Annotated in this window: 21 protein-coding genes and 1 tRNA gene; 12 read left to right on the plus strand and 10 right to left on the minus strand. The window is 75.5% G+C overall.

Annotated features, from left to right (window positions below):
- Positions 1-19 precede the first annotated feature (19 nt).
- A complete protein-coding gene (locus tag IEX99_RS19735) occupies positions 20-1,660 on the minus strand; it encodes a flavin-containing monooxygenase (RefSeq protein ID WP_188903495.1) in 1,641 nt (546 codons plus the stop codon).
- 1,022 nt (positions 1,661-2,682) lie between these two features.
- Here IEX99_RS19735 and IEX99_RS19740 point away from each other — a divergent pair.
- Positions 2,683-3,318, plus strand: a complete 636-nt coding sequence (locus IEX99_RS19740) for a tyrosine-type recombinase/integrase (RefSeq protein ID WP_188903496.1) — start codon at positions 2,683-2,685, stop codon at positions 3,316-3,318.
- Positions 3,319-3,441: 123 nt separating this feature from the next.
- On the opposite strand, the gene IEX99_RS19745 is transcribed toward IEX99_RS19740, so the two are convergent.
- The 7 genes from IEX99_RS19745 to IEX99_RS19775 form a co-directional block, all read right to left on the minus strand.
- A tRNA-Met gene (locus tag IEX99_RS19745) sits at positions 3,442-3,518 on the minus strand.
- A gap of 53 nt (positions 3,519-3,571) precedes the next feature.
- Entirely contained in the window at positions 3,572-4,681 is a 1,110-nt protein-coding gene (mnmA, locus tag IEX99_RS19750; protein WP_188903498.1) for a tRNA 2-thiouridine(34) synthase MnmA, read from the minus strand.
- Between the two features lie 37 nt (positions 4,682-4,718).
- Positions 4,719-5,450 (minus strand): TenA family protein, encoded by a 732-nt coding sequence (locus IEX99_RS19755; protein WP_188903500.1) that lies wholly within the window; start codon positions 5,448-5,450, stop codon positions 4,719-4,721.
- 15 nt (positions 5,451-5,465) lie between these two features.
- The gene (locus IEX99_RS19760) at positions 5,466-5,795 is read right to left on the minus strand and encodes a ferredoxin family 2Fe-2S iron-sulfur cluster binding protein (protein ID WP_188903502.1); all 330 of its coding nucleotides are present in this window, start codon (positions 5,793-5,795) and stop codon (positions 5,466-5,468) included.
- 2 nt (positions 5,796-5,797) lie between these two features.
- A complete protein-coding gene (locus IEX99_RS19765) occupies positions 5,798-6,991 on the minus strand; it encodes a cysteine desulfurase family protein (protein ID WP_188903504.1) in 1,194 nt (397 codons plus the stop codon).
- A gap of 77 nt (positions 6,992-7,068) precedes the next feature.
- Entirely contained in the window at positions 7,069-8,238 is a 1,170-nt protein-coding gene (locus tag IEX99_RS19770; protein ID WP_188903506.1) for a cysteine desulfurase family protein, read from the minus strand.
- 4 nt (positions 8,239-8,242) lie between these two features.
- On the minus strand, positions 8,243-8,776 hold the full coding sequence (locus tag IEX99_RS19775; protein WP_188903508.1) for an Rrf2 family transcriptional regulator: 534 nt from the start codon (positions 8,774-8,776) through the stop codon (positions 8,243-8,245).
- Positions 8,777-9,295: 519 nt separating this feature from the next.
- Between IEX99_RS19775 and IEX99_RS19780 the strand changes: the two genes are divergently transcribed.
- Positions 9,296-9,964, plus strand: a complete 669-nt coding sequence (locus tag IEX99_RS19780; RefSeq protein ID WP_188903510.1) for an alpha/beta hydrolase — start codon at positions 9,296-9,298, stop codon at positions 9,962-9,964.
- A gap of 252 nt (positions 9,965-10,216) precedes the next feature.
- Here IEX99_RS19780 and IEX99_RS19785 read toward each other — a convergent pair whose 3' ends face one another.
- Entirely contained in the window at positions 10,217-11,296 is a 1,080-nt protein-coding gene (locus IEX99_RS19785) for an anhydro-N-acetylmuramic acid kinase (RefSeq protein WP_188903574.1), read from the minus strand.
- A gap of 60 nt (positions 11,297-11,356) precedes the next feature.
- Here IEX99_RS19785 and tyrS point away from each other — a divergent pair, with 60 nt between their 5' ends.
- The gene (tyrS, locus tag IEX99_RS19790) at positions 11,357-12,592 is read left to right on the plus strand and encodes a tyrosine--tRNA ligase (protein WP_188903513.1); all 1,236 of its coding nucleotides are present in this window, start codon (positions 11,357-11,359) and stop codon (positions 12,590-12,592) included.
- 26 nt (positions 12,593-12,618) lie between these two features.
- Here the strand turns inward: tyrS and IEX99_RS19795 are convergent, their stop codons facing one another.
- Positions 12,619-15,975 (minus strand): YhdP family protein, encoded by a 3,357-nt coding sequence (locus IEX99_RS19795; RefSeq protein WP_188903515.1) that lies wholly within the window; start codon positions 15,973-15,975, stop codon positions 12,619-12,621.
- 17 nt (positions 15,976-15,992) lie between these two features.
- Here IEX99_RS19795 and IEX99_RS19800 point away from each other — a divergent pair, with 17 nt between their 5' ends.
- The 9 genes from IEX99_RS19800 to alr all read left to right on the plus strand — a co-directional run bounded on the left by IEX99_RS19800 (position 15,993) and on the right by alr (position 26,875).
- Entirely contained in the window at positions 15,993-18,986 is a 2,994-nt protein-coding gene (locus tag IEX99_RS19800; RefSeq protein ID WP_188903517.1) for a bifunctional [glutamine synthetase] adenylyltransferase/[glutamine synthetase]-adenylyl-L-tyrosine phosphorylase, read from the plus strand.
- Entirely contained in the window at positions 18,983-19,477 is a 495-nt protein-coding gene (locus IEX99_RS19805; RefSeq protein ID WP_188903519.1) for a peroxiredoxin, read from the plus strand. Before IEX99_RS19800 ends, IEX99_RS19805 begins: the two co-directional genes overlap by 4 nt.
- Positions 19,478-19,925: 448 nt before the next feature.
- Positions 19,926-20,396 carry a 30S ribosomal protein S6 gene (gene rpsF / locus IEX99_RS19810; RefSeq protein WP_188903521.1) on the plus strand — a complete coding sequence of 157 codons (471 nt, stop codon included), beginning with the start codon at positions 19,926-19,928 and terminating at the stop codon, positions 20,394-20,396.
- 12 nt (positions 20,397-20,408) lie between these two features.
- Positions 20,409-20,687: a 30S ribosomal protein S18 gene (rpsR, locus tag IEX99_RS19815; protein WP_188903523.1), complete on the plus strand. Its 279-nt coding sequence runs from the start codon at positions 20,409-20,411 to the stop codon at positions 20,685-20,687.
- Between the two features lie 59 nt (positions 20,688-20,746).
- Entirely contained in the window at positions 20,747-21,706 is a 960-nt protein-coding gene (locus IEX99_RS19820; RefSeq protein WP_188903525.1) for a hypothetical protein, read from the plus strand.
- Entirely contained in the window at positions 21,703-22,284 is a 582-nt protein-coding gene (gene rplI / locus IEX99_RS19825; RefSeq protein WP_188903527.1) for a 50S ribosomal protein L9, read from the plus strand. The genes IEX99_RS19820 and rplI overlap by 4 nt, the downstream gene beginning before the upstream one ends.
- A gap of 455 nt (positions 22,285-22,739) precedes the next feature.
- Complete coding sequence (locus IEX99_RS19830; RefSeq protein WP_188903529.1) at positions 22,740-24,029, plus strand: SAM-dependent methyltransferase; 1,290 nt, start codon at positions 22,740-22,742, stop codon at positions 24,027-24,029.
- 108 nt (positions 24,030-24,137) lie between these two features.
- Positions 24,138-25,670, plus strand: coding sequence for a replicative DNA helicase (locus IEX99_RS19835; protein WP_188903531.1), 1,533 nt, complete (start codon positions 24,138-24,140; stop codon positions 25,668-25,670).
- A 95-nt stretch (positions 25,671-25,765) separates the two neighbouring features.
- Positions 25,766-26,875 (plus strand): alanine racemase, encoded by a 1,110-nt coding sequence (gene alr / locus IEX99_RS19840; protein WP_188903533.1) that lies wholly within the window; start codon positions 25,766-25,768, stop codon positions 26,873-26,875.
- The last annotated feature ends 5 nt before the right edge of the window (positions 26,876-26,880 follow it).

Below are 26,880 nucleotides of genomic sequence, written 5' to 3' on the forward strand. Positions count from 1 at the left end.
GCCCGCGCGCGGCCGCGGCCTATGCCAGCGTGAGGTCCCGGTACCCTTTCGCCGCCACCTCGTCGCACCACGCGCGGTAGGTCGGCGCGCTGCCGGTGTAGCGCGCGACGATGCGCTTCTGCCTGCCCTCGACGTTGCGGTTGACGCCGGTCATCCAGGAATCGACCTCCATCGAGAGCAGGCCGACGGCGCACTCCATGACGTGCGCCATCCACCGCTCCACCGCCTCGGGCCGCGCCTCCGCGTAGGTCTTCCCATGCGCCTGCATGTGGCGGAGCAGGGCGGTGACCCACTCGACGTTGTACTCGATGCTGCGCGGGATGTTGCCGAGCGCCGTGTGCGGCCCGAGCAGCATGAACATGTTGGGGAAGTCGTCGACCAGCATGCCGACCAGCGAGGTCGCGCCGTCGGCCCACTTGTCCTTCAGCTTGATTCCGCCCTTGCCGGTGAAGTCGATGCGGTCGAAGGCGCCGCGCAGCGCGTCGAAGCCGGTGGCGTAGATGATGATGTCGAATTCGTACTCGGCGTCCGAGGTCCTGATCCCGGTGGGCGTGATGCGCTCGATCGGCGTCGCCCTGACGTCCACCAGCTTGACGTTGGGCTGGTTGTAGCACTCGTAGTAGTTGGTCTCGAGCGGCACGCGGCGCGTGCCGAAGCCGTGGTCCTTCGGGATCAGCATCTCCGCCACCTTCGGGTCCTTCACCCGCTGGCGGATCTTGTTGGCGACGAAGCGGGAGATCTCCTCGTTCGCCGCGCGGTTGGTCAGCATGTCCTTGAAGTTGCCGACCCAGATGCCGAAGCCGCGCTCGGAATAGAGCTTCTCGAGGAAGGCCTCGCGCTCCTCCGGCGTCACGTCGAAGGTGTTGCGCGGGTCCGGCGTGTGCAGGAAGCAGGAGAAGGTCTCCCCGCAGCGCTTGAAGATCTCGTCGTAGCGGCTGCGGATCTCCTCCATCTCCTCCGGCGAGATCTTGGCGTTGTGCAGCGGCGCGCACCAGTTGGGCGTGCGCTGGAACACCGTGAGCTGCGCCGCGGTCTTGGAGACCTCCTGGATCACCTGCACGCCCGAGGCGCCGGTGCCAATGACGGCGACGCGCTTGCCCGCGAACTCCACCGGCGTCTTCGGCCAGAGGGCGGTGTGGTACGACTCGCCCCTGAACTCGTCCATGCCGGGGAAGTTCGGCATGGTGGGCGCCGAGAGCGCGCCGATCGCGGTGATCAGGAAGCGGGAGCTGTGCCTGCTGCCGTCTTCCAGCGTCACCGTCCAGCCGCGGCGGGCCTCGTCCCAGGCGGCCGCCGTCACGCGGGCGCTGAACCGGATGTCGCGCCGCAGGTCGTACTTGTCGGCCACCAGGTTGAGGTAGCGCTCGGTCTCCGGCTGCGGCGCGAAATGCTCGGTCCAGCTCCACTCCTTGAGCAGATCCTTGTCGAAGGAGTAGCCGTAGGAGTAGCTCTCCGAATCGAAGCGCGCGCCCGGGTAGCGGTTCCAGTACCAGGTGCCGCCGACGCCGGTGCCGGCCTCGAATACCTGCGTCTTCATGCCGAGCTCGCGCAGGCGGATCAGCTGGAACATGCCGGACATGCCGGCGCCGATGACGATGGCGTCGTGGTCGAGATCCGACGCCGTACCGGTGAGGACTTGTGCTTCGTGCGACGCAGCCATCCGAGTTCGTCCCAGCGCGCGGTTGAGCGATCCGGCCCCGTTCCGCGGCCGTCCGGCACCGCGCCACCCGCGGTATGTTCGATCGGCCGCGCTCCCGCCGGCCGCAAGCCGGCGCGCGGAGCCCGGCTACAGTTTACGCACCGAGTCGGGCAGCCTGCAAACGCGCCTCCGGTGCCGGACGGGCGCGACCGGGTGGCGCGGCGGCGCCGAAGCCCCCGCCCGGGCCGACCTGCCCCCGCCATCCCCGGCCACCAAGGCCGCCCCGATCGCCCGGGCGAGCGCCGGGGGCTTGCCACGGCGCCCCTACGGCTCGCCCGTGTCCGGCCGGGCGCAGCGCGTGATCACGGTCACAATGGCGGCGGCGCGTCCTTCGGCATGCCTGCCCGCCGGTCGTCGCCGCCGATCGCGCGAAGCCCGCGGGCGGCGCCCTCGCGCCACCTCGCCCCGACGATCGGCCGGAGCGCCCCGCCGGCGCGCGGCGCCGTGCCGCCTGCCGGCCATCCGGCTGGCCGCGCGCGGCATCACCCCGCACGCGGCCGTGAACCGCGGCGTGCCAGGGCGCCATGCGTGCGGCGCCAGCGGCGCCAATCGCGCCCGCAGCGCGCCCGACCCGACATGAGCGGCGGCCGCCCGCAACCTGCGCGGCAAGGCGGCAGGATCGCCGCGCGGCTGGAGGAGCCATCCGCATCGGCCGCGAGAGTATCGCGGTCGCCGAACTCAGCACAGGAGCGCGTGCGCGAGCAGACGCGCAGGCTATCGCGGCGGCCGAGGAAGCCCGCATCCGTGCTGCCCACCTGGACGGTCCTGCCGGGCGGGCGCGCCACCTGACCATCGCCGAGTGCATCGAGAGCTATCTGGCGCGCCCTGGCGGCGTCGCGCGGCTCGATGCGCTGAAGTTCGGCCGCCTCAACGACCTGATCGGCGGCTACACGCTCGCTCGGCTGCGCGAGGCGTGGTCCTCATGGCAGGGAGCACATGCGCGGCACTCGCCGGGGACGGCGACGCGATATCGAGCGCTGCTGATGGCCGCCGTCCGCGCCGGCTGCGCAGTCCGAGACGTGCCCGCGCCCCCGCCGCCGCCGCCGGTTCGCCGCCGCCGCGAGGAGCGCATCGCTCACCTGACGGACGATGAACGCCGCCGTCTGCTCGCCGCTTACAACCCGCACGCCGCGTGCCCCGTGCTGCTTCTGGCCTACCAGGGGATGCGGACGCGCGAGGTGCTGCGGCTCGACTGGCGGGACGTGATCTGGCGGACGGAGACGATCCGCGTCCCGGCGGAACGGGCGAAGGCGCGGCGGGCACGGGCGCTGCCGATGCACCCGCGCGTGCGGCTGATGCTGTGGGGGCTGTGGCACGCCGCCGGGAAGCCGGGCAAGGGGCCGGTGTTCCTGTCGAGCCGGGGCGAGCCCTACCACGACACGCGGGAGATCGGCGGCAATCCGCTGGCGAAGGCGCATTCCACCGCCTGCGGGGCGGCGGGTGTGAAGGGCTTCCGCGTCCACGACTGGCGGCACGACTGGGCCTGCCGGATGGTGCTGGCCGGCGTGGATCTGGTGACGCTGATGGAGCTCGGCGGGTGGGCCTCGCTGGAGATGGTGCGGCGCTACGCGAGCATCCGAGGGGACCACCGGCGCGAGGCGATCACGCGGCTGGCGTGACTGCCGGGGCGCTGCCCAGATTTTGCCCAGTCCGTTGGCCCGGAATCGGCCCCTGACAGTCCCTGATTGTCCAGATGCGGACCTGTCAATGGGGTTCTAAGTCACGGAAATCGCTGAGTTACCTGGTAGCGGCGGGCAGACTTGAACTGCCGACCCCGGCATTATGAGTGCCGTGCTCTAACCAGCTGAGCTACGCCGCCAACCGGGAACGGGACGCGCCGGAGTTAGGCCCCACCCCTGCGCCTGTCAACCGTCACGCCACTGCGCGCCGCGGCGCCTCCGCCTCCGCCTGCGCCGCACGGATGAAGCCGCCGCCGAGCACCCGGTCGCCGTCGTAGAGCACCGCCGCCTGCCCGGGCGCCGCGATGCCCGGCGTCTCCAGCACGAGCCGCAGCGCCGCACCGTCCCAGTGGGCCAGCGCCGGCTGCGGCGCCTCCCGCGCGCGCAGCTTCACCGTGCAGGGAAGCGGCGCGGCCGGGGGCGCGGCAAGCCAGTTGACCTCGCCCGCCACGACCTCGCGCCGCGGCAGCACGCCGCGCGGCGCCACCAGGATGCGCCGCCGCCCGGCGTCAATGCCGGCGACGAACAGTCGCTCCTCGCCCTGCCGCGCGGCGCCGCCGAGTCCTCGCCCCTGCCCCACCGTGTAGCGGGCGATGCCGCGGTGCGTGCCCAACACACGCCCCTCCAGCGCGTGCACGATCTCGCCCGGCGCGCCGGTCTCCGGCCGCAGCCGCTCGACCAGCTCGTGGTAGGCGCCGCGCGGCACGAAACAGAGGTCCTGGCTGTCGGGCTTCTCGGCCACCGGCAGGCGAAGCCGCGCCGCCGCCGCCCGCACCGCCGCCTTGGACGGGAACGCGCCGAGCGGGAAGCGGCAGAAGGCGAGCTGCGCCCGCGTCGTGGCGAACAGGAAGTAGCTCTGGTCGCGCGCCGGATCGGCGGCGCGGTGCAGCTCGGCGCCGTCCGGCCCCTCGACGCGGCGCGCGTAGTGCCCCGTCGCCAGCGCCTCGCAGCCGAGGTCGCGGGCGAGCTCCACCAGATCCTGGAACTTCACCGTCTGGTTGCAGCGCACGCAGGGGATCGGCGTCTCGCCGCGGGCGTAGGTGTCGGCGAAGTCCTCGATCACCGCGCGGCGGAAGCGCGCCTCGCGGTCGAGGACGTAGTGGGGGATGCCGAGCGCGTCGGCGACGCGCCGCGCGTCGTGGATGTCCTGGCCGGCGCAGCAGGCGCCCTTGCGCGCGCCGGTCGCGGCGCCGTGGTCGTAGAGCTGCAGCGTGGCGCCGATCACCTCGTGGCCCTGCTCGGCGAGCAGGCCGGCCGCCACCGAGCTGTCCACGCCGCCCGACATGGCGACGAGGATGCGCATGGCTATCCCCGGCCCGGGCGCGGGCGCGGCGCGCGCATCAGCGGTGGACCTTCTCGTATTCCGGGGTCGCGCCGCGCGCCGCGTCGAGGCCCATCTGCCAGAACCGCGCCTCGAGCCGCGCCGCCTCGGAGAAGATCGCGGACAGCATCGGGAACCGCGCCTCCCCGCCGTGCGAGGCGCCGAGCGTGTCGATCCGCGCCGCGGCGGCCCGCGCCAGCGCCTGGTAGCCGGGCGCGATGTAGGTGGCAATCCAGCTCTCGTAGGGATTGTCCTCGCGCCGCCGCTTCGGGTCGTTCTCGATGCGCAGCGCCACCTCGGCGTAGCCCACCGTGCAGGGTGCCAGCGCCACCTCGAGGTCGAGGATGTCGCCGGCCAGCCCGCGGTCAATCACGTAGCGCGTGTAGCTGACCGTCTCCGCCGCCTCCGGCGTCGCCAGCACCTCGTCCTGCGGGATTCCCCATTCCGCGCAGTAGCGCAGGTGCATCGTCGTCTCGGACAGGATCGCGGCGATGCCCTCGGTCTTCTCGCGCATCGCCTGGATGCCCTCCGCCTTGAACACGGCGAGCGCCTTGGCGCGGGCGAAGTGGATCAGGAACAGGTAGTCCTGGATCAGGTAGCGCCGGAAGGCGGCGAGCGGCAGCGTGCCGTCGGCGATCGCGCGCACGAAGGGGTGCCAGGTGTAGGCCTCCCAGTCGGAGGCGCAGGCGGCGCGCAGGCGGCGGTAGAGGCCGCCCTCGGCGCCGAACTCCGTCTCCCACGGTCGTGCCACGGCGCGCCGCTCCCCTCAGCCCATCGCGTTGCGGGTGCCGGCGGGCAGCTTCACCACCAGCCCGTCGAGCGCCTCCGTCATGATGATCTGGCAGCCGAGCCGGCTCGTCTCCTGCAGGTCGAAGGCGAGGTCGAGCATGTCCTCCTCGTCCTCCGTCGGCTTGGCGAGCCTGCCGAACCAGGCCGGGTCCACGATCACGTGGCAGGTCGAGCAGGCGAGCGAGCCCTCGCAGGCGCCCTCGATGTCGATGCCGTGGCGGTGCGCGATCTCCAGCACCGAGAGGCCGAGCGGCGCGTCCACCTCGCGGCGCGTGCCGTCGCGCTCGATGAAGGTCATCCGGGGCATCGTCACTCCGCCGCGTCTCGGGAAGCCTCGCTCAGGGCCTGGCGCCAGGCGGCGGCGAGCGCCGCGGCGGCCCGGTCCACGTCGGCCGGGGAGGTAAAGCGGCCGATCCCGATGCGCAAGGTGGCGCGCGCCCGCTCCTCCGGCAGCCCGATCGCCCTGAGGACGTAGGAGGGCTCGACCTCCGCCGAGGAGCAGGCGGAGCCCGTGGAGACGCAGACCGCGGGCGCCGCCGCCATGATCGCCTGCGCGCTGACCGGCCCCGGGAAGGTCAGGTTCAGGTTCCCGGCCACGCGCCGCTCGGGATGGCCGTTCAGCGCGATCCCCGGCACCTCGGCCCGCAGCGCGGCGAGGAAGCGGTCGCGCTGGCCGGCGATCCGCCCGGCGTCGAGCATCCCCTCGGCGGCGGCGATCCGCGCCGCCTCCCCGAAGCCCACCGCCAGCGGCGCCGGCAGCGTGCCGGAGCGCAGGCCGCGCTCCTGCCCGCCGCCCGAGAACAGCGGCGCGAGCCGCACCCGCGGCCGGCGTCGCACGTAGAGGGCGCCGATCCCCTTCGGCCCGTAGATCTTGTGGCCGGAGAGCGAGAGCAGGTCGGCGCGGATCGCCTCCACCTCGAGCGGGATCCGCCCCGCCGCCTGCGCCGCGTCGGTGTGGAACAGCGCGCCGGCCTCCTTCGCGATCGCGCCGATCGCCGCGAGGTCCTGGATGACGCCGATCTCGTTGTTCACCGCCATGACCGAGACCAGCAGCGTCGGCGCCCCGGCGAGCGCCGCGCGCAGCCGGTCGAGGTCGAGCAGCCCGTCGGCCTGCACCGGCAGCACCACCGGCTCGAAGCCCTCGGCGGCGAGGTCGCGCACGCTCTCGAGGACGCATTTGTGCTCGGTCGCGAGGGTGATGATCCGCTTCCGCTCGTCCCCCTGCGCCGCGGCGAAGCGCGCCGCGCCCTTGATCGCCAGGTTGTTGGCCTCGGTCGCGCCGGAGGTGAAGACGATCTCCCGCGCCTCGGCCCCGATCAGCGCGGCGACCTGCGCCCGCGCCTCCTCCACCGCCGCCTCGGCGGCGCGGCCCAGCGCGTGCTCGACCGAGGCGGGATTGGCGAAGTTCTCCTCCCACCAGGGGCGCATGGCGGCGAGCACGCGCGGGTCCACCGGCGTGGTCGCGTGGTTGTCGAGATAGACGGGGCGGTCGGGCGCGGACATGGGGCGAATGTGGAACTCCCCCCGCTCGGGCGGAAGACGGCGCCGGCGCAGGCCGGCCATGCCGCGCGGCGCCGCCGCTACGCGGCGCGGCGCCGCGCCCGCTCGCGCAGCGGCGCCCAGGCGGCGAGGAACCGCTCGACGCTCTCGGCCGTCGCGTTCCAGGGCAGCGAGACGCGGATCGCCTCCCCGGCCGCCGTCTCGCCGAGCCCCATCGCCTCCAGCACCGGGCTGCGCGCCACCTTGCCGGAGGAGCAGGCGGCGCCGGCCGACACCCGCACCCCGGCGAGGTCGAGGGCGATCACCTGCGTCTCCGCCGGTACGCCGGGCAGCAGGATGCAGCTCGTGTTCGGCAGCCGCGGCGCCGCCGCGCCGATGATCCGCGCCTCCGGCGCGAGGGCGCGCACCTCCGCCTCGAGCCGGTCGCGCAGCGGCGCCAGCTCGGTCGCGGCGTCCTCCGGCCGCGCCTCCTCCGCCGCGGCGGCGAGACCGGCGATTGCCGGCAGCGGCTCGGTCCCGCCGCGCCGCCCGCGCTCCTGCCCCCCGCCCGGGATCAGCGGCGTCGGGTCGAGGCCGGGCCGCAGCAGCAGCGCCCCCGCCCCCTTGGGCCCGCCCAGCTTGTGGCCGGAGATCGCCAGGCTGTCGGCGCCGAGCGCGGCGAGCGAGATCGGCACCCGCCCCGCCGCCTGCACCGCGTCCACGTGCAGCAGCGCGCCGTGCGCGCGGCACAGCGCCGCCGCCTCGGCGAGCGGGTGCAGCACGCCGGTCTCGTTGTTCGCCGCCATCAGGCAGACGAGCGCCGGCGGCCCGCCGCCGGACCCCGCCAGCAGCGCGGCGAGCGCGGCCAGATCCGCCCGGCCGTCGCTCCGCACCGGCACCTTCGCCGCGGCGTCGCCCGCCACCGCGCGGGCCGCCGCCAGGACCGAGGGGTGCTCGGTCGCGCCGAACAGGATGCGGCGGCCGGCGCCGAACGCGTGGATCGCCAGCGCGTTCGCCTCCGTTCCGCCGGCGGTGAAGACCACCTCGGCCGGCCGCGCCCCGAAGCGCGCGGCCACCCGCTCCCGCGCGTCCTCGAGCAGCCGCCGGGCCGCCCGGCCGGCGCCGTGGACCGAGGACGGATTGCCGACCAGGTCGAGGGCGGCGATCGCCGCCTCGCGCGCCGCGCCGCGGATCGGCTCGGTCGCGTTGGCGTCGAGATAGCATCCGGCGGGCCCGCCCGCCGGCCCGCCGCCGACCGGCCCGCGCGCCATCGCGCTAGTCCCCGTTGGCCGCCGCCACGACGGCCGCGGCCGTCGCGGCCGGCCCTTCGGCGCGCGGCGGCAGCGGCGCGGCGGCGCGGCCGGCCACCCGCTCCCGCACCACGTCCTCCAGCGTCACGCCGGCGAGGAACAGCCGGATCTGCGCGCCGAGCTCGTGCCAGAGGTCGTGCGTGCGGCAGCGCAGGCCGGCCGCGAGGCAGCCCGGATTCCCGCCTTCGCAGCGCGTGGTGGTGATCGGCTCCTCGACCGCGTCCACGATGTCCGCGATCGCGATGGCCGCGGGCGGCAGCGCGAGCCGGTATCCCCCGCCGGGGCCGCGCGCGGACGCCACCAGTCCGGCACGGCGGAGCTTCGCGAAGAGTTGCTCCAGGTACGCAACCGAGAGTTGCTGGGCCGCGGCGATCTCGGCAAGGCAGGTCGGCGCCCGCGATCGCACCGCTTCCGGGGCGCGGTCGCGCGCGGCCATTTCCCGCGCCGCCATCTCGGCCAGCGCCATGACCGCATAGCGCCCACGGGTGGACAGCTTCATGCCCCCCCTCCGCCGGCCGGCCGGGGCATTGCTGCCATGCACAGCCAAATGAGCGCCATACCATGAATCCGTTATGAAAGCCGGGCGCCGATCCCTATATTTCCGCGGCCCCCGGGACGGGAACCTGACCCGGGGGCGATCTCGGTGCGACCGAAGCGCGCGTGCCCTGGCCGGCGAACCGCGGTGCGACCTGCGCCGTGGCGGAAATTAGATTTTCCGAGTTGGTCAGTCAACATTGCGGCGGTCGTCTTTGGACCACGCGTGGTCCGGCCCGAAGGGGGCGGTCGGGGCGATCCCCGATCGGCACCCGAGCGGCGCCGATCTCGGTGGAACGGAGGGGCCGAGCGTCCTTCGGGGCGTGCGGCCGGGCGCACCCGGATCGGCTCCCGGGTTCCCCAACCAGGCGGCGGTGCGCCTGGACGTCCGGGATTGCGGCAAGGCACGGCGGGCCCCCGCCGGTGCATCGCCGGACTGCCGGGCCGCACCGACGGCGCAGAGAGAACCGGACGCGACGCGACGATGCCAGAAGTGATGTTCGCCGGACCAGACGGCCGGCTCGAGGGCCGCTATCACCACGCCAAGCAGCCCAACGCGCCGGTAGCGCTCGTCCTGCACCCGCACCCGCTGCACGGCGGGACGATGAACAACCGCGTGGTGCATGCGCTGTTCGAGCGCTTCCGCGACATGGGCTTCTCGGTGCTGCGCTTCAATTTCCGCGGCGTCGGCCGCAGCCAGGGGCGCTACGACGGCGGCATCGGCGAGATCTCGGACGCCGCCGCCGCGCTCGACTTCCTGCAGGCGGTCAACCCGAGCGCCTCCGCGCTCTGGGTCGCCGGCTACTCCTTCGGCGCCTATGTCGGCATGCAGCTCCTGATGCGCCGGCCGGAGATGGGCGGCTTCGTCTCGGTCAGCCTGCCCGCCTCGCACTACGATTTCGGCTTCCTCGCCCCCTGCCCCTGCAACGGCCTCGTCGTGCATGGCGCCGAGGACGAGCTGGTGCCGGAGGGCAGCGTGCGGAAGCTGGTCGAGAAGCTGAACACGCAGAAGGGCATCAGGCTCGACTACCGCGTGCTGCCGGGCGCCGGCCACGTCTTCACGCCGGAGCAGACCGCGAAGGTCGTGGACATGGCGGAGGACCACGTGCGGGCCGCGCTGAACCGCAGCCGCATGCCGCTCGCCGCCGACTGAGAGCAGATCGCGCACGGCTGGAAACAGCCGGGAGCGTGAATCGGCTCGGCCAACGACGAGCGGGAGCCGTTGCAGCGAGCACGGCCGAGCGAAAACGGCTCGAGCCGCGCGGCGCGCGCGACCGCCTCCCCGCCCCTCGCCCGAAGCCGCCGGCCCGTCGCGAGGCCGGCGGTTTCCGTTCCGGGGGGCGCCCGGCAGGTGGCGCGGACCGCCCCTCCGACGCGCGCCCGTCCGGCGCCGAGGGGCGGATGCTCAGCGCCCCGGCGGCGGCTGGATCCGTCCGCCCGGCAGGGGCCGCGGCGCGCCGGTCGTCCCCGGGAAGGTGAGCGGCAGCCCGCGCGCCACGCGCGCCGCCAGCACGCCGAAGGCCTGCGCCTCCAGCGCGTCCCCGTCCCAGCCCGCGACCTCCACCGGCCGCACCGGCTCCGCCAGCGCGCCGGCGAGCGCCCGCATCAGGGCCGGGTTGCGCCGCCCGCCGCCCGTCACCAGCCACTGCCGCGGCGGCGCCGGGAGGTGCCGCGCCGCGGCGGCGACGCAGACGGCGCAGAACGCCACCAGCGTCGCGGCGCCGTCCTCGGCGGAGAGATGCTCGATGCCCGCCGCCCCCAGTGCGCGGTGGAAGTCCAGACGGTCGAGGCTCTTGGGCGGCGGCGCGGCGAGATAGGGGTGGCCAAGCAGCCGCGCCAGCACCGCTCCGTCCGGCCGGCCCGCGGCGGCCAGCGCCCCGTCGCGGTCGAAGGGTCGCCCGGCGCGCCGCTGCGCCCAGTCGTCGAGCGGACCGTTCGCCGGCCCGGTGTCGAAGGCGAGCAGCGCCCCGTCCTCGCCGATCCAGGTGACGTTGGCGACGCCGCCGAGGTTCAGCACCGCCAGCGGCTTCGGCAGCGCCTCGGCCAGCGCCGCGTGCACCACCGGCACGAGCGGCGCCCCCTGCCCGCCCGCCGCGACGTCCGCCGAGCGGAAGTCGAACGCGACCGGCATGCCGGTCAGCCGCGCCAGCAGGGCCGCGTCGCCGATCTGCCAGGTCCGCCGCTCCGCCGGGCGATGGAGGATGGTCTGCCCGTGGAACCCGATCAGGTCCGCCGGCTCGCCCAGCGCCGCCACCGCCTCCGCGTGGCGCTCGGTCAGGCGCCGCACGCAGTCGGCCAGTTCCGGCTCGTCGCCGCCGAGCCCGGGCGCCGCGTCGAGCAGCGCGCGCAGGTCGCGCCGCAGCGCCGGGTCGTAGGGCAGCGTCAGGCGCGGGCCGAGGCGGCCGATGCGCTCCCCGTCCGTTTCCACCCAGGCGGCGTCCACCCCGTCGAGCGAGGTGCCGCTCATCAGCCCGATGGTTCTCAGCATCGCCGCGCCGTGCTAGCCGCTCCGCCCGATTCCCGAGGTCCCCGAGAGCCCTACGCCATGAGCGCCGCCCCGACCAGCGACTTCCTGCGAGAGGCCAGGGAGCGCGGCTTCGTCCACCAGATCACCGACGCCGAGGCGCTCGACGCGCGGCTTCGGGCCGGCCCGGTCTCGGCCTACATCGGCTTCGACTGCACGGCGGACAGCCTGCATGTCGGCCATCTGCTCTCGATCATGCTGCTGCGGCTGTTCCAGCGCACCGGGCACCGGCCGGTGGTGCTGATCGGCGGCGGCACGACCAAGGTCGGCGACCCCTCCGGCAAGGACGAGACGCGCCAGCTCCTCACCGAGGCGGAGATCGAGGCCAACAAGGCCGGCATCCGCCGCAGCTTCGACCCCTTCCTCGACTTCGGGCCGGGCGGGGCGCTGATGCTCGACAACGCGGCGTGGCTCGATTCGCTGCTCTACATCCCCTTCCTGCGCGACATCGGGCGGCACTTCAGCGTCAACCGCATGCTGACGATGGACAGCGTGCGGCTCCGGCTCGAGCGCGACCAGGCGCTCACCTTCCTCGAGTTCAACTACATGCTGCTCCAGTCCTACGACTTCCTGGAGCTCTACCGCCGCCACGGCGTGATCCTGCAGATGGGCGGCTCCGACCAGTGGGGCAACATCGTCATGGGCGCCGACCTGGTGCGGCGGATGGAGGGCGCGGAGGCCTTCGGCCTCACCACCCCGCTGATCACCACGGCGAGCGGCGCCAAGATGGGCAAGACCGCCGCCGGCGCGGTGTGGCTCAATCCGGACCGCCTCTCGCCCTACGACTACTGGCAGTTCTGGCGCAACGCGGACGACGCCGATGTGGGCCGCTTCCTCGCCCTGTTCACCGACCTGCCGATGGCGGAGGTGCGCCGCCTCGCCGCGCTGCGCGGCGCCGAGGTGAACGAGGCGAAGAAGCTGCTCGCGACGGAGGCGACCGCGCTCCTGCACGGACGCGCCGCGGCGGAGCTCGCCGCCGAGACCGCGCGCCGCACCTTCGAGGAGGGCGTGGCGGCGGAGACGCTGCCGACGATCGCCGCGGCGCTGCCCGCGCCGGTGGTGGACCTGCTGGCCGCGGCCAGGCTGGTGGCGAGCAAGGGCGAGGCGCGGCGGCTCGTGCGCCAGGGCGGGGTGCGGCTGAACGACGTGCCGGTGGCGGAGGAGACCCGCGCCGTCACGCCGGACGACCTGCGCGGCGGCGTCGCCAAGCTGTCGGTCGGCCGCAAGCGCCACATCCTGGTGCGCCCCGCAGGCTGATCGCGCGGCCCGCCGCCGGTCGCCGCCTACTGCTGCGCCGGCGCCGGCTGGTCGAACAGCCGGAACAGCCCGCGCAGGAAGCCCGGCGTCAGCGTCGCCAGGGGGTTCACCATCACCTGCGGATCGTCGAGCGGTCCGCGCAGCCGGAAGGTGGCCGCGAACAGCCCGCCGCCCGTCTCCGGGCTGAACAGCCGCCCGAGCAGCGGGATGTTGCCGAGGAGCTGGTTGAACACGTAGGCGGGGACGATCGTCCCCTCCATGTCGATCGTGTTGCGCCGCCGGTCGATGGTCCCGCGCGCCGTCACCCCGAGCGAGGCCGAGAAGGCGCGCGCCCCGTCGTGCACCACGATCGCCTCCGGCGAGAGCGAGAACGGCGCCACCAGCCGCGCGAACCCGAGGCCCGGCCCGCGCAGCGCCTCCATCAGCCCGTAGACGGTGAGCGCCTGCAGCAGCCGGCCGATCGCCGGCGCGTCGCGCACCACGAAGTCCGACATGTCCGCCGTGCCGCTGAGCGTCGCGCCGGGCCGCGGCTCCGCGTAGGCGGCGTCCACCTGCAGCGTGCCGCCGCCGATGTTGCCGGCGATGTCGAGCGCGCGCAGCAGCGCCCCGGCGTCCTCCGCCGTCAGGCTGAGCCGGCGCCGGCCATCCGGCTGCGGCGTGAGGCTGAAGGCGACCGCGCCGCCGGACGGCTGTTCCGCCGTGCGGGCGCGCGCCTGCGCCGCGCGCAGCACGCCCCGGCCGTCCACCCGCGCCCGCGCGACCAGCCCGAGCAGCTGGCGCCGCTCGCCGAGCACCACGCGCTCGAACTGCGCGGTGACCGCCAGCGCCGGCGCGCCCGGCGCGTCCCGTGGCGTCGCCGGCCGCTGCTGCTGGTCCGGAGACGCCTCGCGTTCTGCCGCGAAGGCCTGGCGGAGGTCGAGCACCGGTCCGCGCAGCGCCATCTGCCATTCGCCGCCCTCGCGAGGCGGCTGCACCGTGCCGGCGAGGCGGGTGCCGCCGATCCGCGACTCCTGGAGTTCGATCCGATCGGGCCAGCCGTTGACGAAGGCCGGGACGCGGGCGCGGAGATTGAGGCCGCCGGCCTCCACCCGGGCGCCCTCCACGGACTGCAGCGCGCTGCCGCGCAGGCGCAGCTCCGCCTCGGCCAGGCCGGGCTGGCCCCGCGGCTTGCGCCAGCCGAGCGGGGCCAGCGCCAGCGCCGCGTCGCGCAGATCGGCGCGCACCATCGTCCGGCCCTGCCCGTTGCGGCGGGTCTCGTGCCGCGCCTCCACCGCCACCGTGCCGCCCTCCAGCACCTCTCCTGGATCGGCGCCGAGCACGGCGAGGCTGCGCGGCCCGACGCGCGGGGCGCTCACCGTCTCGCGGCTGATCACCTGGTCGGGCGGACCGGCCCGGAAGTCCATCTCGACGCCGAAGCGGACCGGGGTCTCGACGAACTGGCCGGTTCCGGACGCGCGCAGCCCGTCGTTGTCCACCTCGAGCGCGAGCGTCCCGCGCTCGATGTCGTGCCCGAGCAGCACGCCCGGCAGCCGCACCGCGGTCAGCCGGGCCTCGGCACCGATCCGCAGCTCCTCCACCGGCAGGGCGGCGACCAGGGGAAAGGCGAGGGAGAGTCGCCCCTCCAGCATGCCGCTCGGGTTCTCGATCCCGACCCGCCGTCGGTCCAGCAGACGCAGCCGCGAGTGCCGCAGCACCTCCCACAGGTCCTGCACCGGCCCGGCCAGGCGGAACTCGAGATCGGCCCTCTCGGGGGTCGAACCGAGCAGGAAGCGCAGCGCGCCCTCCCGCGCCTCGAGCCGCGTGCCCTGCTGGCGCCCGCCCCGCGTGCGCAGGACGATCTCCGAGAGGCCGAACTCGGCGGTCGCCGCGACGCCTTCCACGGGAGGGATCGGCCGCAGCCAGTGGACCGTCGCGTCGGCCGCCTCGGCGGTGCCGGAGAGCGCGGTGACGACGAGCCCGCCCGGATCGTCCGGCGACGCCATCTCGCCTTCGACCCGGAAGCGCCCGTCGCGGACGGTGCCGTCGGTGACGTTGCGCAGCATCCAGTCGCGGGCGCCGGGCGCCACGCCCTCGGGCCAGTAGGCGCCGAGATCGGCGAAGCGGACGGCGTCCAGCGCCAGCGTCACCGCGCCGCGCCAGGACCCTCCCTCGATGCGATGTGCCTCGGCTTCCGCCGTGATCGTCGGTCCGACCAGCGGGTCGGCAGGGGCGGAGGGCGCCTCCGGTCGCGTCTCGCGCCGCGGCGCCGGCCGCTGGCGCGGCAGCGGCGCGGCCGGCGCGGCCGCCTCGGCCGGCGGCGAGGGCCCGATGGCCGGGGCGAGCCGCAGCACCGCCCGCTCGATGCGCAGCGCCGCAGGCGTGACGGAGCCGTCCACCTCCAGGCCCGCGATCGGGATGCGCCGGCCGTCGCCGAGGTCCAATGCCCCCGCCCCGGCGCGCAGGCGCCCCTGCACCGCCTCGGGCCGCCAGGTGCGGCCGTCGAGCGCGGCGTGCAGCGCGACCTCCGCGGTCGCGTCCAGCAGCCCGAGCGGAGCCAGTCCCCGGGCCGCGCGGGCCAGGGCGCCCGGGCGGATCGAGGGCAGGGCGAGACCGAGCTCGATGCGCGGCGGCTCGCCCCTGGCGCTGCCGCTCAGTCGGATCGGCACCGATTCGGCGCCGAGCCGGAGGGTTGCGGTCCCCGCCCCCTGCACGCCGCCCTCCGGGCGGCGCCGAAGCACCAGGTTCGGCTCCTGCAGCCACCAGACCCGGCCGATCTGGCGGTCCACGATCAGGAACAGTCCGCCCTCGACCTCGATCCGCTCCAGCGCCGCGAGCGGCGTCGCCTGGGAGGGCGGGCGCATGAGCTCGGCGAGCAGCCGCGCGGCATGGCCGCCGCCGTCCGCCGGTGCGCCCTCCTCCTCGGCTGGCAGCGCCGCCGCCTCCTCCGGCGCGGCCGCGGCGAAGCCGAAGCGCAGCGCGCCCTCCGGGGTGCGGACCAGGCGCAGCACGGGGCGGCGGAACTCGATGACGCGGGGGGCGATCTCGCCGCGCAGCAGCCAGGGCAGGGAGAGCGAGACCGACGCCGCGGGCAGCACCGCCTGGACCCGCCCCGAATCGGGCTCGACCAGGCGCACGTCCTCGAGCAGGAAGTCGATCGGCGAGAGGTGGCCGGCGCGCCAGCCTTCCCAGGCGACGCGGGCCGCGCCGACCTCGAGGCGCGTGTCGGGGGCCCCGGCGTTGACCCGGCGCTCGATCTCGCGCGCCAGGGCGGGCAGCTCCATCGGCCCCTGGGCGAGCCGCCAGGCGAGCGCGCCGAGCGCCAGCCCGCCCAGGATCGCCAGCGCGAAGAGCGCGCCGAGCAGGCGGCGGGCCCAGCGCCACGCTTGACCGCCCGCCCGGCTCACGGCACGCCTCCGCGGTCATGCCGCCGCCATCCCTCAGCCCGGAGCGGCTGCCCCCCACCGCCTTCGACCCGCAGGCCGCGGCGCGGCTGGTCGAGCAGTTCGCCGAGCGCGGCGCGGCCGAGCGCGGCTTCGCGGCCAGCGCCGCCGGCGCCGCCCTGCTCCGCGCGCTCGGCGGGCACAGCCCGTTCCTCGCCGAGCTGGCGCTGCGCGAGCCGGCGACCCTGCTGCGCCTCGCCGAGCGCGGACCGGACGAGGCCTTCGCCCTCGCCCTCGACCCGCTCGGCCGGGCCGATCCCGGGGCCGGCCGCGCCGCGGTCGGCGCGCTGCTCCGCCAGGCCAAGCGGCAGGGGGCGCTGATCGCCGCGGTCGCCGACATCGCCGGGCTGTGGACGCTCGACCGGGTGACGGGGGCGCTCTCGGACCTCGCCGACGCGGCGCTCGACTACGCCTGCGCCCATCTGCTGCGCGACGCCGCCCGGCGCGGCGAGCTGCGCCTGCCGGGCGGCGGCCGCTCCGACCCGCGCGCCATCGCGCGCGGCTCCGGCCTCGTCGTGCTCGGCATGGGCAAGCTGGGCGGGCGCGAGCTGAACTACTCCTCGGATGTGGATCTCCTGGTCCTTTTCGACCCCGAGGCGGCAGCCTACCACGCCGAACGCGCCCAGGCCTGCTACGTGCGCATCGCGCGCGAACTCGTGCGGCTCATGGAGGAGCGCACCGCCGAAGGCTACGTCTTCCGCACCGACCTGCGCCTGCGCCCGGACCCCGCGGCGACGCCGCTCGCCGTCTCGATCCCGGCGGCGATCACCTACTACGAGTCGATGGGCCAGAACTGGGAACGCGCGGCGATGATCAAGGCGCGCCCGGTGGCCGGCGACCGCGCGGCGGGCGAGGCCTTCCTGCGCGAGCTGCGCCCCTTCGTCTGGCGCCGCCACCTCGACTTCGCCGCGGTCGCCGACATCCACTCGATCAAGCGGCAGATCCACGCCCACAAGGCCGAGCGCGGCGCCTACCAGCAGATCCAGGTCGCCGGGCTCGACGTCAAGCTCGGCCGCGGGGGGATCCGCGAGATCGAGTTCACCACCCAGGTCCTGCAGCTGATCTGGGGCGGGCGCGATCCCGCGCTGCGCGACCCGACCACGCTCGGCGCCCTCGCCGCCCTCGCCGCGGCGGGCAAGCTCGACCGCCGCGCCGCGGCGGACCTCGCCGACGCCTACGTGTTCCTGCGCACCGTCGAGCACCGGCTGCAGATGATCGCGGACCGGCAGACGCACCGCCTGCCCGAGGACGCGGAGGGCCTCGGCCGGATCGCGAGCTTCCTCGGCTACGACGGCGCCGAGGCCTTCGGCGCCGCGCTGACGACCCACCTGATGCGCGTGGAGCGCCACTACGCGCGGCTGTTCGAGGCCGAGCCGAGCCTCGCCTCCGCCGAGGCCGGCGGCAGCCTCGTCTTCACGGGCGTCGAGGACGACCCCGCCACGATCGAGACGCTGCGCGCGATGGGCTACACGAACCCCTCCGGCGTCGCCGCGATGGTGCGCGGCTGGCACCACGGCCGGCCGCGCGCGACGCGCAGCGAGCGGGCGCGCGAGCTGCTGACCGCGCTGATGCCGGCCCTGCTCGCCGCCTTCGCCCGCCAGCCGCAGCCCGACGTGGCGCTCGCGCGGTTCGACGCGGTGCTGATGCGGCTCGCCGCCGGCGTCCAGGTCCTGTCGCTGCTGCACCACAACCCCGCGCTGCTCGACCGGCTCGCCGGCCTGCTCGGCGCGGCGCCGGCCCTCGCCGACCATCTCGCGCGCAACGCCGAGGCGCTCGACGGGTTGTTGTCCGGCGCGCTCGCCTCCGTCGTCGCCGGCCCCGGGCCCGCCGCGGCGCTGCCGGCCCTCGTCAAGGACGCGCGCCACCTGGAGGAGGCGCTGGAGACCGCGCGCCGCCTCGCCAGCGAGCGCAAGTTCGAGATCGACGCGGCCGCGCTCGAGGGGCTGCTCGACGCCGACGCCGCCGGGGAGGCGCGCAGCGCGCTCGCCGACGCCGCGATCGGCGCGCTGCTGCCCCGCGTCGCGGCGGACTTCGCGACGCGGCACGGCAGGGTCGCGGGCGGGGCGCTCGCGGTCGTCGCGCTCGGCAAGCTCGGCGGGCGGGAGATGCTGCCGGGCTCGGACCTCGACCTGATCCTGATCTACGACCACCCGCCGGGCGCCGAGACCAGCACCGGCGGCCCGCGGCCCCTGCCGGCGAGCCAGTACTTCATCCGCCTCGCCCACGCCGTCGTCGCCGCGATCACCGCCCCGGGCGCGGAGGGCCGGCTCTACGAGGTGGACATGCGGCTGCGGCCGTCCGGCAGCAAGGGGCCGGTCGCCGTCTCGCTCGCCGCCTTCGAGCGCTACCACGCCGAGGACGCCTGGACCTGGGAGCGCATGGCGCTGACCCGGGCGCGGCCGGTCGCCGGGCCGGCGGCGCTGCGCCGGAAGATCGCGGCCGCGATCCGCGGCGCCCTCACCCGCCCCGGCGCGGGCGAGGCGGCGCTGCGCGACGCCGCCGCGATGCGGGCGCGGATGCTGCGCGACCTGCCCCCCGAGGGGCCGTGGGACGTGAAGCTGATGCCGGGCGGGCTGGTGGAGGTGGAGTTCGTCGCCCAGGCGCTCCAGCTCGCCCATGCGGCGGAGCGGCCGTCGCTGCTCGCGCCGGCCACGCGCCACGCCCTCGCGGCGCTCGGCAAGGCGCGGATCCTGCCCGCGGAGGAGGCCGCGGCGCTGATCCGGGCGGACCGGCTGTGGCGCACCATCCTCGGCCTGATCCGCCTGACCGTCGGCCGCTGGCGCGAGGCTTCCCTGCCCGGCCCGGTCGCGGCGGCGCTGCTGCGCGGCGTCGCGCCGGTGCTGGCGCCCGACCCGCCGGTTGACCTCGCCGGGCTGCGCGCGCAGATGCAGCGCACGGCCGAAACGGTCCGCGCGGTGTTCGCGCGCCGGATCGGCCCGGTCGAGGTCACGGCAGCGGAGGAGAACGGCGCATGAGCGCGACGACCACGGCAGGGACGACGCCGGCGGAAGGGCAGCCGGCGCCGGACTTCCGCCTGCCGGCGACCGGCGGGCGCGAGGTGAGCCTCGCGGCGATGAGGGGCCGCCCGTTCGTGCTCTACTTCTATCCCAAGGCCGACACGCCGGGCTGCACCAGGGAGGCCTGCGGCTTCCAGGAGGCGCTGCCGGCGCTCGGCAAGCTGGGGATCGAGGTCATCGGCGTCTCGCCCGACGGGCTGCCGGCGCTCGAGAAATTCGCGCGGAAATACGGCCTGCAGTTCCCCCTCGCCTCCGACGCCGACCACAAGGTGGCGCAGGCCTACGGCGTGTGGGTCGAGAAGTCCATGTACGGCCGGACCTACATGGGCATGGAGCGGTCCACCTTCCTGGTCGGACCCGACGGCCGGATCGCGAGGGCCTGGCACAAGGTGAAGGTGCCGGGCCACGTCGCCGCGGTGGCGGAGGCCGCGCGGGCGCTGGCGCAGTAGGCCGATCGCCCTTGCGGCCCCCGGGGCGGCATCGCTCGCGGCGGGCGCCGCCGCCGTGCCGGGCGACATGACCGCGCGATGCGGCGCAGCCGGCCAGGCCCGCCGAGCAGGGGCGGCCGTGCTGCCGCCGGATGGTCGGGTCCAGGTCGCGGCGCCGCCCAGGCCCGCGCGGTCCGGTCGGACCACGATCGGCCCGGCCATCCGGCCCGCCCCGCCTCACCTCGCCCGTGTCGAGGGCGCGAGGCCGCTTCCGGAGGATCGGAGCGCATGCCTGCCGTTCCGCGATCGTCCGGGCCCCGTCCGGCCTTCCGGGCTTGCCCCCGCCCGCTCCCCATGCTTAACCCCTTTTTCCCCTGCCGGCCGCGCGGAGGCATCGCGCGCCGGCTATGCCCGCTGGCGCCCCGGGAGCCGGGCGCGCCCCGGGCCGAGACAGCCAGAGGGAACCTCGATGCCGCTCTACGAATGCGTATTCCTCGCACGCAGCGAGGTCAGCCCGCAGCAGGTCGACGCCATCGCCGACCAGGTCGCCTCCGTCCTCGCCGAGCGCGGCGGCCAGGTGCGCAAGCGCGAGTACTGGGGCCTGCGCGGCCTCGCCTACCGCATCAAGAAGAACCGCAAGGCGCACTACATGCTGCTCGGCGTCGCCGCGGAGCCGGCGGCGATGCAGGAGGTCGAGCGCCAGCTCCGCCTCAACGAGGACGTGCTGCGCTCCCTCACGCTGCGCGTCGAGGCGATCGAGGAGGCGCCCTCCGCCATCGTCGCCAAGCGCGGCGAGGAGCGCGAGCGGGGCTTCCGCGGCCCGCGCCCGGCCGGCCGCTTCGGCTCGGGCCGCGCCCCCCGCGCCGACGACCGCGAGGAGTTCCGCGCCCGCTCGCGCGACGAGGTCGAGCCCGCCGCGCCCGCCGCCACCGACGAATAGGCCTGTCCGCCCATGTCCGAGAGCTTCGACATCACCCCCGCCACCCGCCGTCCCGCCGTCGGCGCCCGGCGGCCTTTCTACCGGCGCAAGAAGTCCTGCCCCTTCTCCGGGCCCAACGCGCCGCGGATCGACTACAAGGACGTGCGCCTGCTCTCGCGCTTCCTCTCCGAGCGCGGCAAGATCGTGCCGAGCCGCATCACCGCGGTCAGCGCCAAGAAGCAGCGGGAGCTGGCGCTGGCGATCAAGCGGGCGCGCTTCCTCGCCCTGCTGCCCTACGTGATCAGGGACTGACCCGGCCGCGCCGGCCGCAGGACCGGGCGCGCACCGCGGTGACGAGGACGGCGGAGGCCATGAGCGGCAGCGGCGGCGGGAGTGGCACCGCGCTCAGCGACCCGCGCTGGCTCGCGGCCGGCGCGGGCGGCCTGCTCGCGGCGGTCGCCGCGCTGTGGGCGGTGCGCGGCCTGCCGCTCGGCGGGCTGACGCTGTGGGCCTCGCCGCTGCCGATCCTGCTCGCCGGGCTCGGCTTCGGCCTCGGCGCCGCGGCCGGGGCGCTCGCCGTGGCATCGGCGGCGATCGCCCTCGCCGCGTCCACGCTGGCGCTGCTGCTGTTCCTCGCCGGCTTCGGCCTGCCCGCGTTCCTGCTGCTCGCCCTCGGCCTGCGCGGCGGCCGGATCCGCCCCGCCCTCCCCTTCGCGCTGCTCGGCCTGTGGCCGGCGGGCGTGACCCTGGCCCTGAGCCTCGCCCTCGCGGGCGAGCCCGGCGGGCTCGAGGGGGCGATGCGCCGCACGCTCGAACACTCCTTCGCGCACAGCGGGCTCGAGGTGCCGGAGGAGGCGATCGAGGTCGCGGCGCGGCTCAAGCCGGGGATGCTCGGGCTCGTCTTCGCCGTCGCCATGGCGGCCAACGCCGCGCTCGCGCAGCGTCTGCTGGCCCGCGCCGGCCTCGCCCTCGCGCCCACGCCGCGCTGGAGCGTCGCGGCGCGGCTGCCGGGCTGGTATCCGGCGCTGCCAGCCCTCGCCTTCCTGTGGTGGGCGGCGGCCGGATCCGAGGGGGTCGGGCTCGGCATCGCGCTCGCGCTGCTGGTGCCGCTGTTCCTCCAGGGCCTGGCGGCGATCCACGCGGCGCTGCCGGCCGGCCGGCCCGGCCGGCGGGCGATGCTCGGCGCGCTCTACGCCGCGATCCTGTTTCCCATGACCTCGACCCTGGCCGTGCTGGGCGTCACGGCCTTCGGTCTCTTCGCGCAATGGTGGCGGCATCCCGGCGGCAGCGCCGCCGGCCCGCCCGGTTCCTCCGGAGGCACTCCGACATGATCGAAGTCATCCTGATGCAGCGCATCGAGAAGCTCGGCCAGATGGGCGAGGTGGTGCGGGTGAAGCCGGGCTACGCCCGGAACTATCTCCTGCCCCGGGGCAAGGCGATCCGCGCCACCAGGGAGAACCTCGAGCGCTTCGAGCGCGAGCGCGCCCAGCTCGAGGCGCAGAACCTCAAGCGCCGCGAGGAGGCCGAGCGCGTCGCCGAGCGCGTCGCGGGCCTCGCCGTCGTGCTGATCCGCAGCGCCGGCGAGAGCGGCAGCCTCTACGGCTCGGTCACCGCACGCGACATCGCCGAGGCCTGCAAGGCGGCGGGTCTCACCATCGACCGCCAGCAGGTGCAGCTCGACCAGCCGATCAAGGCGCTCGGCCTCTGGCAGGTGCGGGTGCAGCTGCACCCGGAGGTCGCGATCACCGTCACGGTGAACGTCGCCCGCAGCGCCGAGGAGGCCGAGCGCCAGGCGCGCGGCGAGGCGGCGCCGACCGAGGCGGTCGAGGAGGCCGCGAGCCTCGAGGAGCAGCTCGCCGCCGAACTCGCCGGCGAGGGCGGCGGCGCGGCCGAGCGGCCGCGCGCCTGACCCGCGCGGCGCGGGCGGCGCCGGCGGACATCGCCCGCATCGTCCCGCCCCTCGCCCTGGCGCCGGCCGGGCCGGTCACCTCCCCTTGCGGCCTCCGGCGCCGCCGGCATGGCGGCGCCGCGGTCTGTCGCGCGGGCGCCGACGCCGCCCGCCCGCGACGGCGCGCCGGGCTCCGCCGCACCGCGGAACGCGGGAGCGGACGAAGCCGGCCCGGCGCCCCTGGCCACTTTGGCTGGCACGGCGTCGAGAGCGTGCCCGCCGCGCCGGCCCCCGCGCCGCATTGCGGCATGCAATCAGACGAATGCAGCCGGCCGCGCGAACGCGGCGCGTCCCGCGATCCGCCCGCTCCGCACGCGCCTTTGATCGCCGCAGCCGCGCGCCTTCCCCACCGCCCCCTCGCCCCGCTGGACGACACGCGCGCCGCCTCCCAACATCCTGCCCTGGAGAGACGGATCATGCTGCTGCACGCCATCCTCAAACGTCTGGTCCGCCAGGGCACGCTCGTCGTCCGCTTCCCGGACGGCACGCTGCGCCGCTACCGGGGCGAGCGGCCCGGCCCCGCCGCAGGGATGGAGATCCGCACGCACCGCGCGGTGCGGCGCCTCATCTTCAATCCCGCCCTCGCCTTCGGCGAGGCCTACATGGACGGCGATCTCGTCCCCCTCGACGGCTCGATCTACGACCTGCTGGAGCTGGTCTGCCTCAACGTCAACGAGTCGCGCGGCAGCCATCCGGGCGAGGGGCTGATGCAGATGTGGCGCCTCGCGCGGCGGCGCCTCGACCAGCTCAACCCGGCGCCGCGCGCGCGCCGCAACGCCGCCCACCACTACGACCTCAACGGCCGGCTCTACGCGCTCTTCCTCGACCGCGACCGGCAGTACTCCTGCGCCTACTTCCCGACCGGCCAGGAGACGCTCGAGGAGGCGCAGGCGCTCAAGAAGCGCCACATCGCCGCCAAGCTGAAGCTCGACCGCCCCGACCTCGAGGTGCTCGACATCGGCTCCGGCTGGGGCGGCCTCGCCCTCACCCTGGCGCGCGACTGGGGCGCGCGCGTCACCGGCATCACCCTCTCGACCGAGCAGCTCGAGGTCTCGCGCGCCCGCGCCGCGGAGGCCGGCCTCGCCGACCGCGTGCGCTTCGAGCTGATGGACTACCGCGCCTGGAACCGCCCGGTGGACCGCATCGTCTCGGTCGGCATGTTCGAGCACGTCGGCATCGACCACTACCGGACCTTCTTCCGCGTGGTGCGCGACTCCCTGCGCGAGGACGGCGTGGCGCTGATCCACGCCATCGGCCGCTCCGACGGGCCGGGCAGCACCAACCCCTGGCTCGCCAAGTACATCTTCCCCGGCGGCTACTCCCCGGCCCTCTCCGAGGTGCTGCCCGCGGTCGAGAAGGCCGGGCTGTGGGCGACCGACATCGAGATCCTGCGCCTGCACTACGCCCAGACCCTGGCGCACTGGCGCCGGCGCTTCGCCGCCAACCGCGACGCCATCGCCAGCCTCTACGACGAGCGCTTCTGCCGCATGTTCGAGTTCTACCTGGCGGGCTCCGAGCTCGCCTTCCGCATCGGCGGGCACATGAACTGGCAGCTCCAGCTCGCGCGCCGCCTCGACGCCCTGCCGCTGACGCGCGACTACATGTTCGAGGCGGAGCGCCGCGCCGCCGCCGGAGCCGCCGTGGCGCCCTCCGCCGCGGCGGCGCCGTCGCCGTCCGACCCGGCGCAGCGGGTCGCGCGGGCGTGAGGCGCGGGCGCCACAGCGTGGCGCCCTCTCCACACCATCCCCGTTATCCACATATCGCAGCCTGTCCACAGGAAAGCCGGGGGCCGTCCCGCGCGCTAGCGTCGCACCATGAACACGATCGATCCGCCGAGTCCCGCCGGGGGGGGTGGCGCCGGCGGGCTGCTCGGCCTCTCGCAGCGCCTGCCGCCGTCGAACCTCGCGGCGGAACAGGCGCTGCTCGGCGCGCTGCTCGCCAACAACAAGGCCTATGAGCGCGTCTCGGAGTTCCTCGCCCCCGAGCACTTCGCCGACCCCGTCCACGGCCGCATCTACCAGGCGATCCAGCGCCGCATCGAGGCCGGCCAGCTCGCCGACGTCGTCACCCTGCGCGCGGAGTTCGAGCATTCCGGCCTGCTCGACGAGGTGGGCGGCCCCGCCTACCTGGCGCAGCTCCTCTCCGCCATGGTCGGCATCATCAACGCCGGCGAGTACGGCCGCGTCATCTTCGACGCCTATCTGCGCCGCCAGCTCATCGACCTCGGCGAGGTCATCGTCAACCGCGCCTTCGGCGCCGAGCCCGAGCTCGACGCCGCGATGCAGCTCGAGGCCGCCGAGCAGGCGCTGTTCGAGCTGGCCAAGGACGGCACGACCGAGGGCGGCTTCGTCGCCTTCGAGCGCGCGCTGACCGTCGCCGTCGAGCACGCGGCCAGGGCCTTCTCCTCGCCCGGCGGCGTCTCCGGCCTCGCCACCGGCCTGCGCGACCTCGACGCCAAGCTCGGCGGGCTGCACCCCTCCGACCTCATCATCCTCGCCGGCCGCCCGGGCATGGGCAAGACGGCGCTCGCCACCAAGATCGGCTTCGGCGCCGCGCGCGCCATCCTGCGCGCGGCGCAGGAGGCCGACCCGAACGCCGTCCCGCGCGGCGGCGTCGCCATCTTCTCGCTCGAGATGAGCGCCGACCAGCTCGCGACGCGCCTGCTCGCCGAGGAATCGCGCATCTCCGGCGACCGCATCCGGCGCGGCGAGATCGGCCAGCGCGACTTCGACCGCTTCGTCGAGGTCAGCCGCGAGCTCGCCGCCCTGCCGATCTGGATCGACGACACGCCGGCGATCACCATCTCGGCCCTGCGCACGCGCTGCCGGCGCCTCAAGCGCACCAAGGGCCTCGACCTGGTGATCGTGGACTACCTCCAGCTCATGCGCCCCGCGCCGGGGCAGCGGCCGGAGAACCGGGTGCAGGAGATCAGCCAGATCACCCAGGGCCTGAAGGCGATCGCCAAGGAGCTGTCGGTGCCGGTCCTCGCCCTCTCGCAGCTCTCCCGCGCCGTGGAGAGCCGCGAGGACAAGCGGCCGCAGCTCGCCGACCTGCGCGAATCCGGCTCGATCGAGCAGGACGCGGACGTGGTGATGTTCGTCTACCGCGACGAGTACTACCTGGCGCAGCGCGCCCCGAAGGAGCTCGCCTTCGACAACCCCGACAAGTTCGCCGAGGCGGTCGAGAAGTGGCAGCGCGACATGGAGCAGGCCCACAACAAGGCCGAGCTGATCATCGCCAAGCAGCGCCACGGCCCCACGGGCACGGTGAAGCTGTTCTTCGAGGCCGAATTCACCCGCTTCGGCGACCTCGACACGCGCCACGGCAGCGACGGCTACGGGGACTGAGGATCGTCCGGCGCCCCCCGGCCACGCCCGACGACGGCCCGCCGCCGCCCGCCCGCTTGCCTTCCCGCCCGCCCGCGGGGCAGGAACGGGCCACGATGGAGACCCCCGGAGCCGAGGCCACCCAGGCCGTCCTGACCATCGACCTCGCCGCCGTCGTCGCCAACTGGCGCGCCCTGCGCGCGCGCCATCCCGCCGGCGCCGTCGCCGCCGTGGTGAAGGCCGACGCCTACGGCCTCGGCGCCGCCCCGGTCGCCCGCGCGCTGCGCGAGGCCGGCTGCGACACCTTCTTCGTCGCCCACCTCGCCGAGGGCCTGGCGCTGCGCGAGGCCCTCGGCCCCGGCCCCGCCATCGCCGTCCTCAACGGCTTCCCCCCCTGCGCCGAGGCCGACCGCGCCGCCCTGCTGCCGGTCCTCAACACCCTCGGCGACATCGAATCCCACGCCGCGCACGCCCGCCGCCGCGGCGCGCCGGTCCCCGCCATCCTCCACCTCGACACCGGCATGGCCCGGCTCGGCCTCGACGCCCGCGAGCTCGACGCGCTGGCCGCCGACCACGCCCGGCTCGCCGGCCTCGCGCTGCGCTGCGTCATGTCCCACCTCGCCTGCGCCGACGAGCCGGAGCACCCCCTCAACCGCCTGCAGGCCGAGCGCTTCGCCGCCGCCTGCGCCCGCCTGCCGCCCGGCCTCCCGCGCAGCCTGCCCAATTCCTCCGGCCTCTTCCTCGGCGCCGGATTCGCCTCCGACCTCGCGCGCCCCGGCTGCGCGCTCTACGGCATCAACCCCACCCCGGGCCGGCCGAACCCGATGCGCCAGGTCGTCCGCCTCGAGGCCCCGGTCCTCCAGGTCCGCGAGATTCCCGCCGGCGCCACCATCGGCTACGGCGCCTCGGCGCGGGCGGAGCGGCCGATGCGGGTCGCCACGGTTGCGGCGGGCTACGCCGACGGCTATCTGAGGTCGCTCTCCAACCGCGGCGTCGTCGGGTCCTTCGCGGGGCGGCCGGTGCCGCTGCTGGGCCGGGTGTCCATGGACCTGACCACCTTCGACGTCACCGACCTGCCGGAGATCCGCGCCGGCGACCGCATCGCGCTGATCGGCGACGCGCCCGGGACCACTCCGGACGACCTCGCCGCGCGCGCCGGCACGATCGGCTACGAGATCCTGACCTCGCTCGGCCCGCGCTACCGGCGGGTCCACCGGAACGGCTGAGCGCC

It is taken from the genome of Caldovatus sediminis (assembly GCF_014644455.1).
Taxonomy (GTDB): domain Bacteria; phylum Pseudomonadota; class Alphaproteobacteria; order Acetobacterales; family Acetobacteraceae; genus Caldovatus; species Caldovatus sediminis.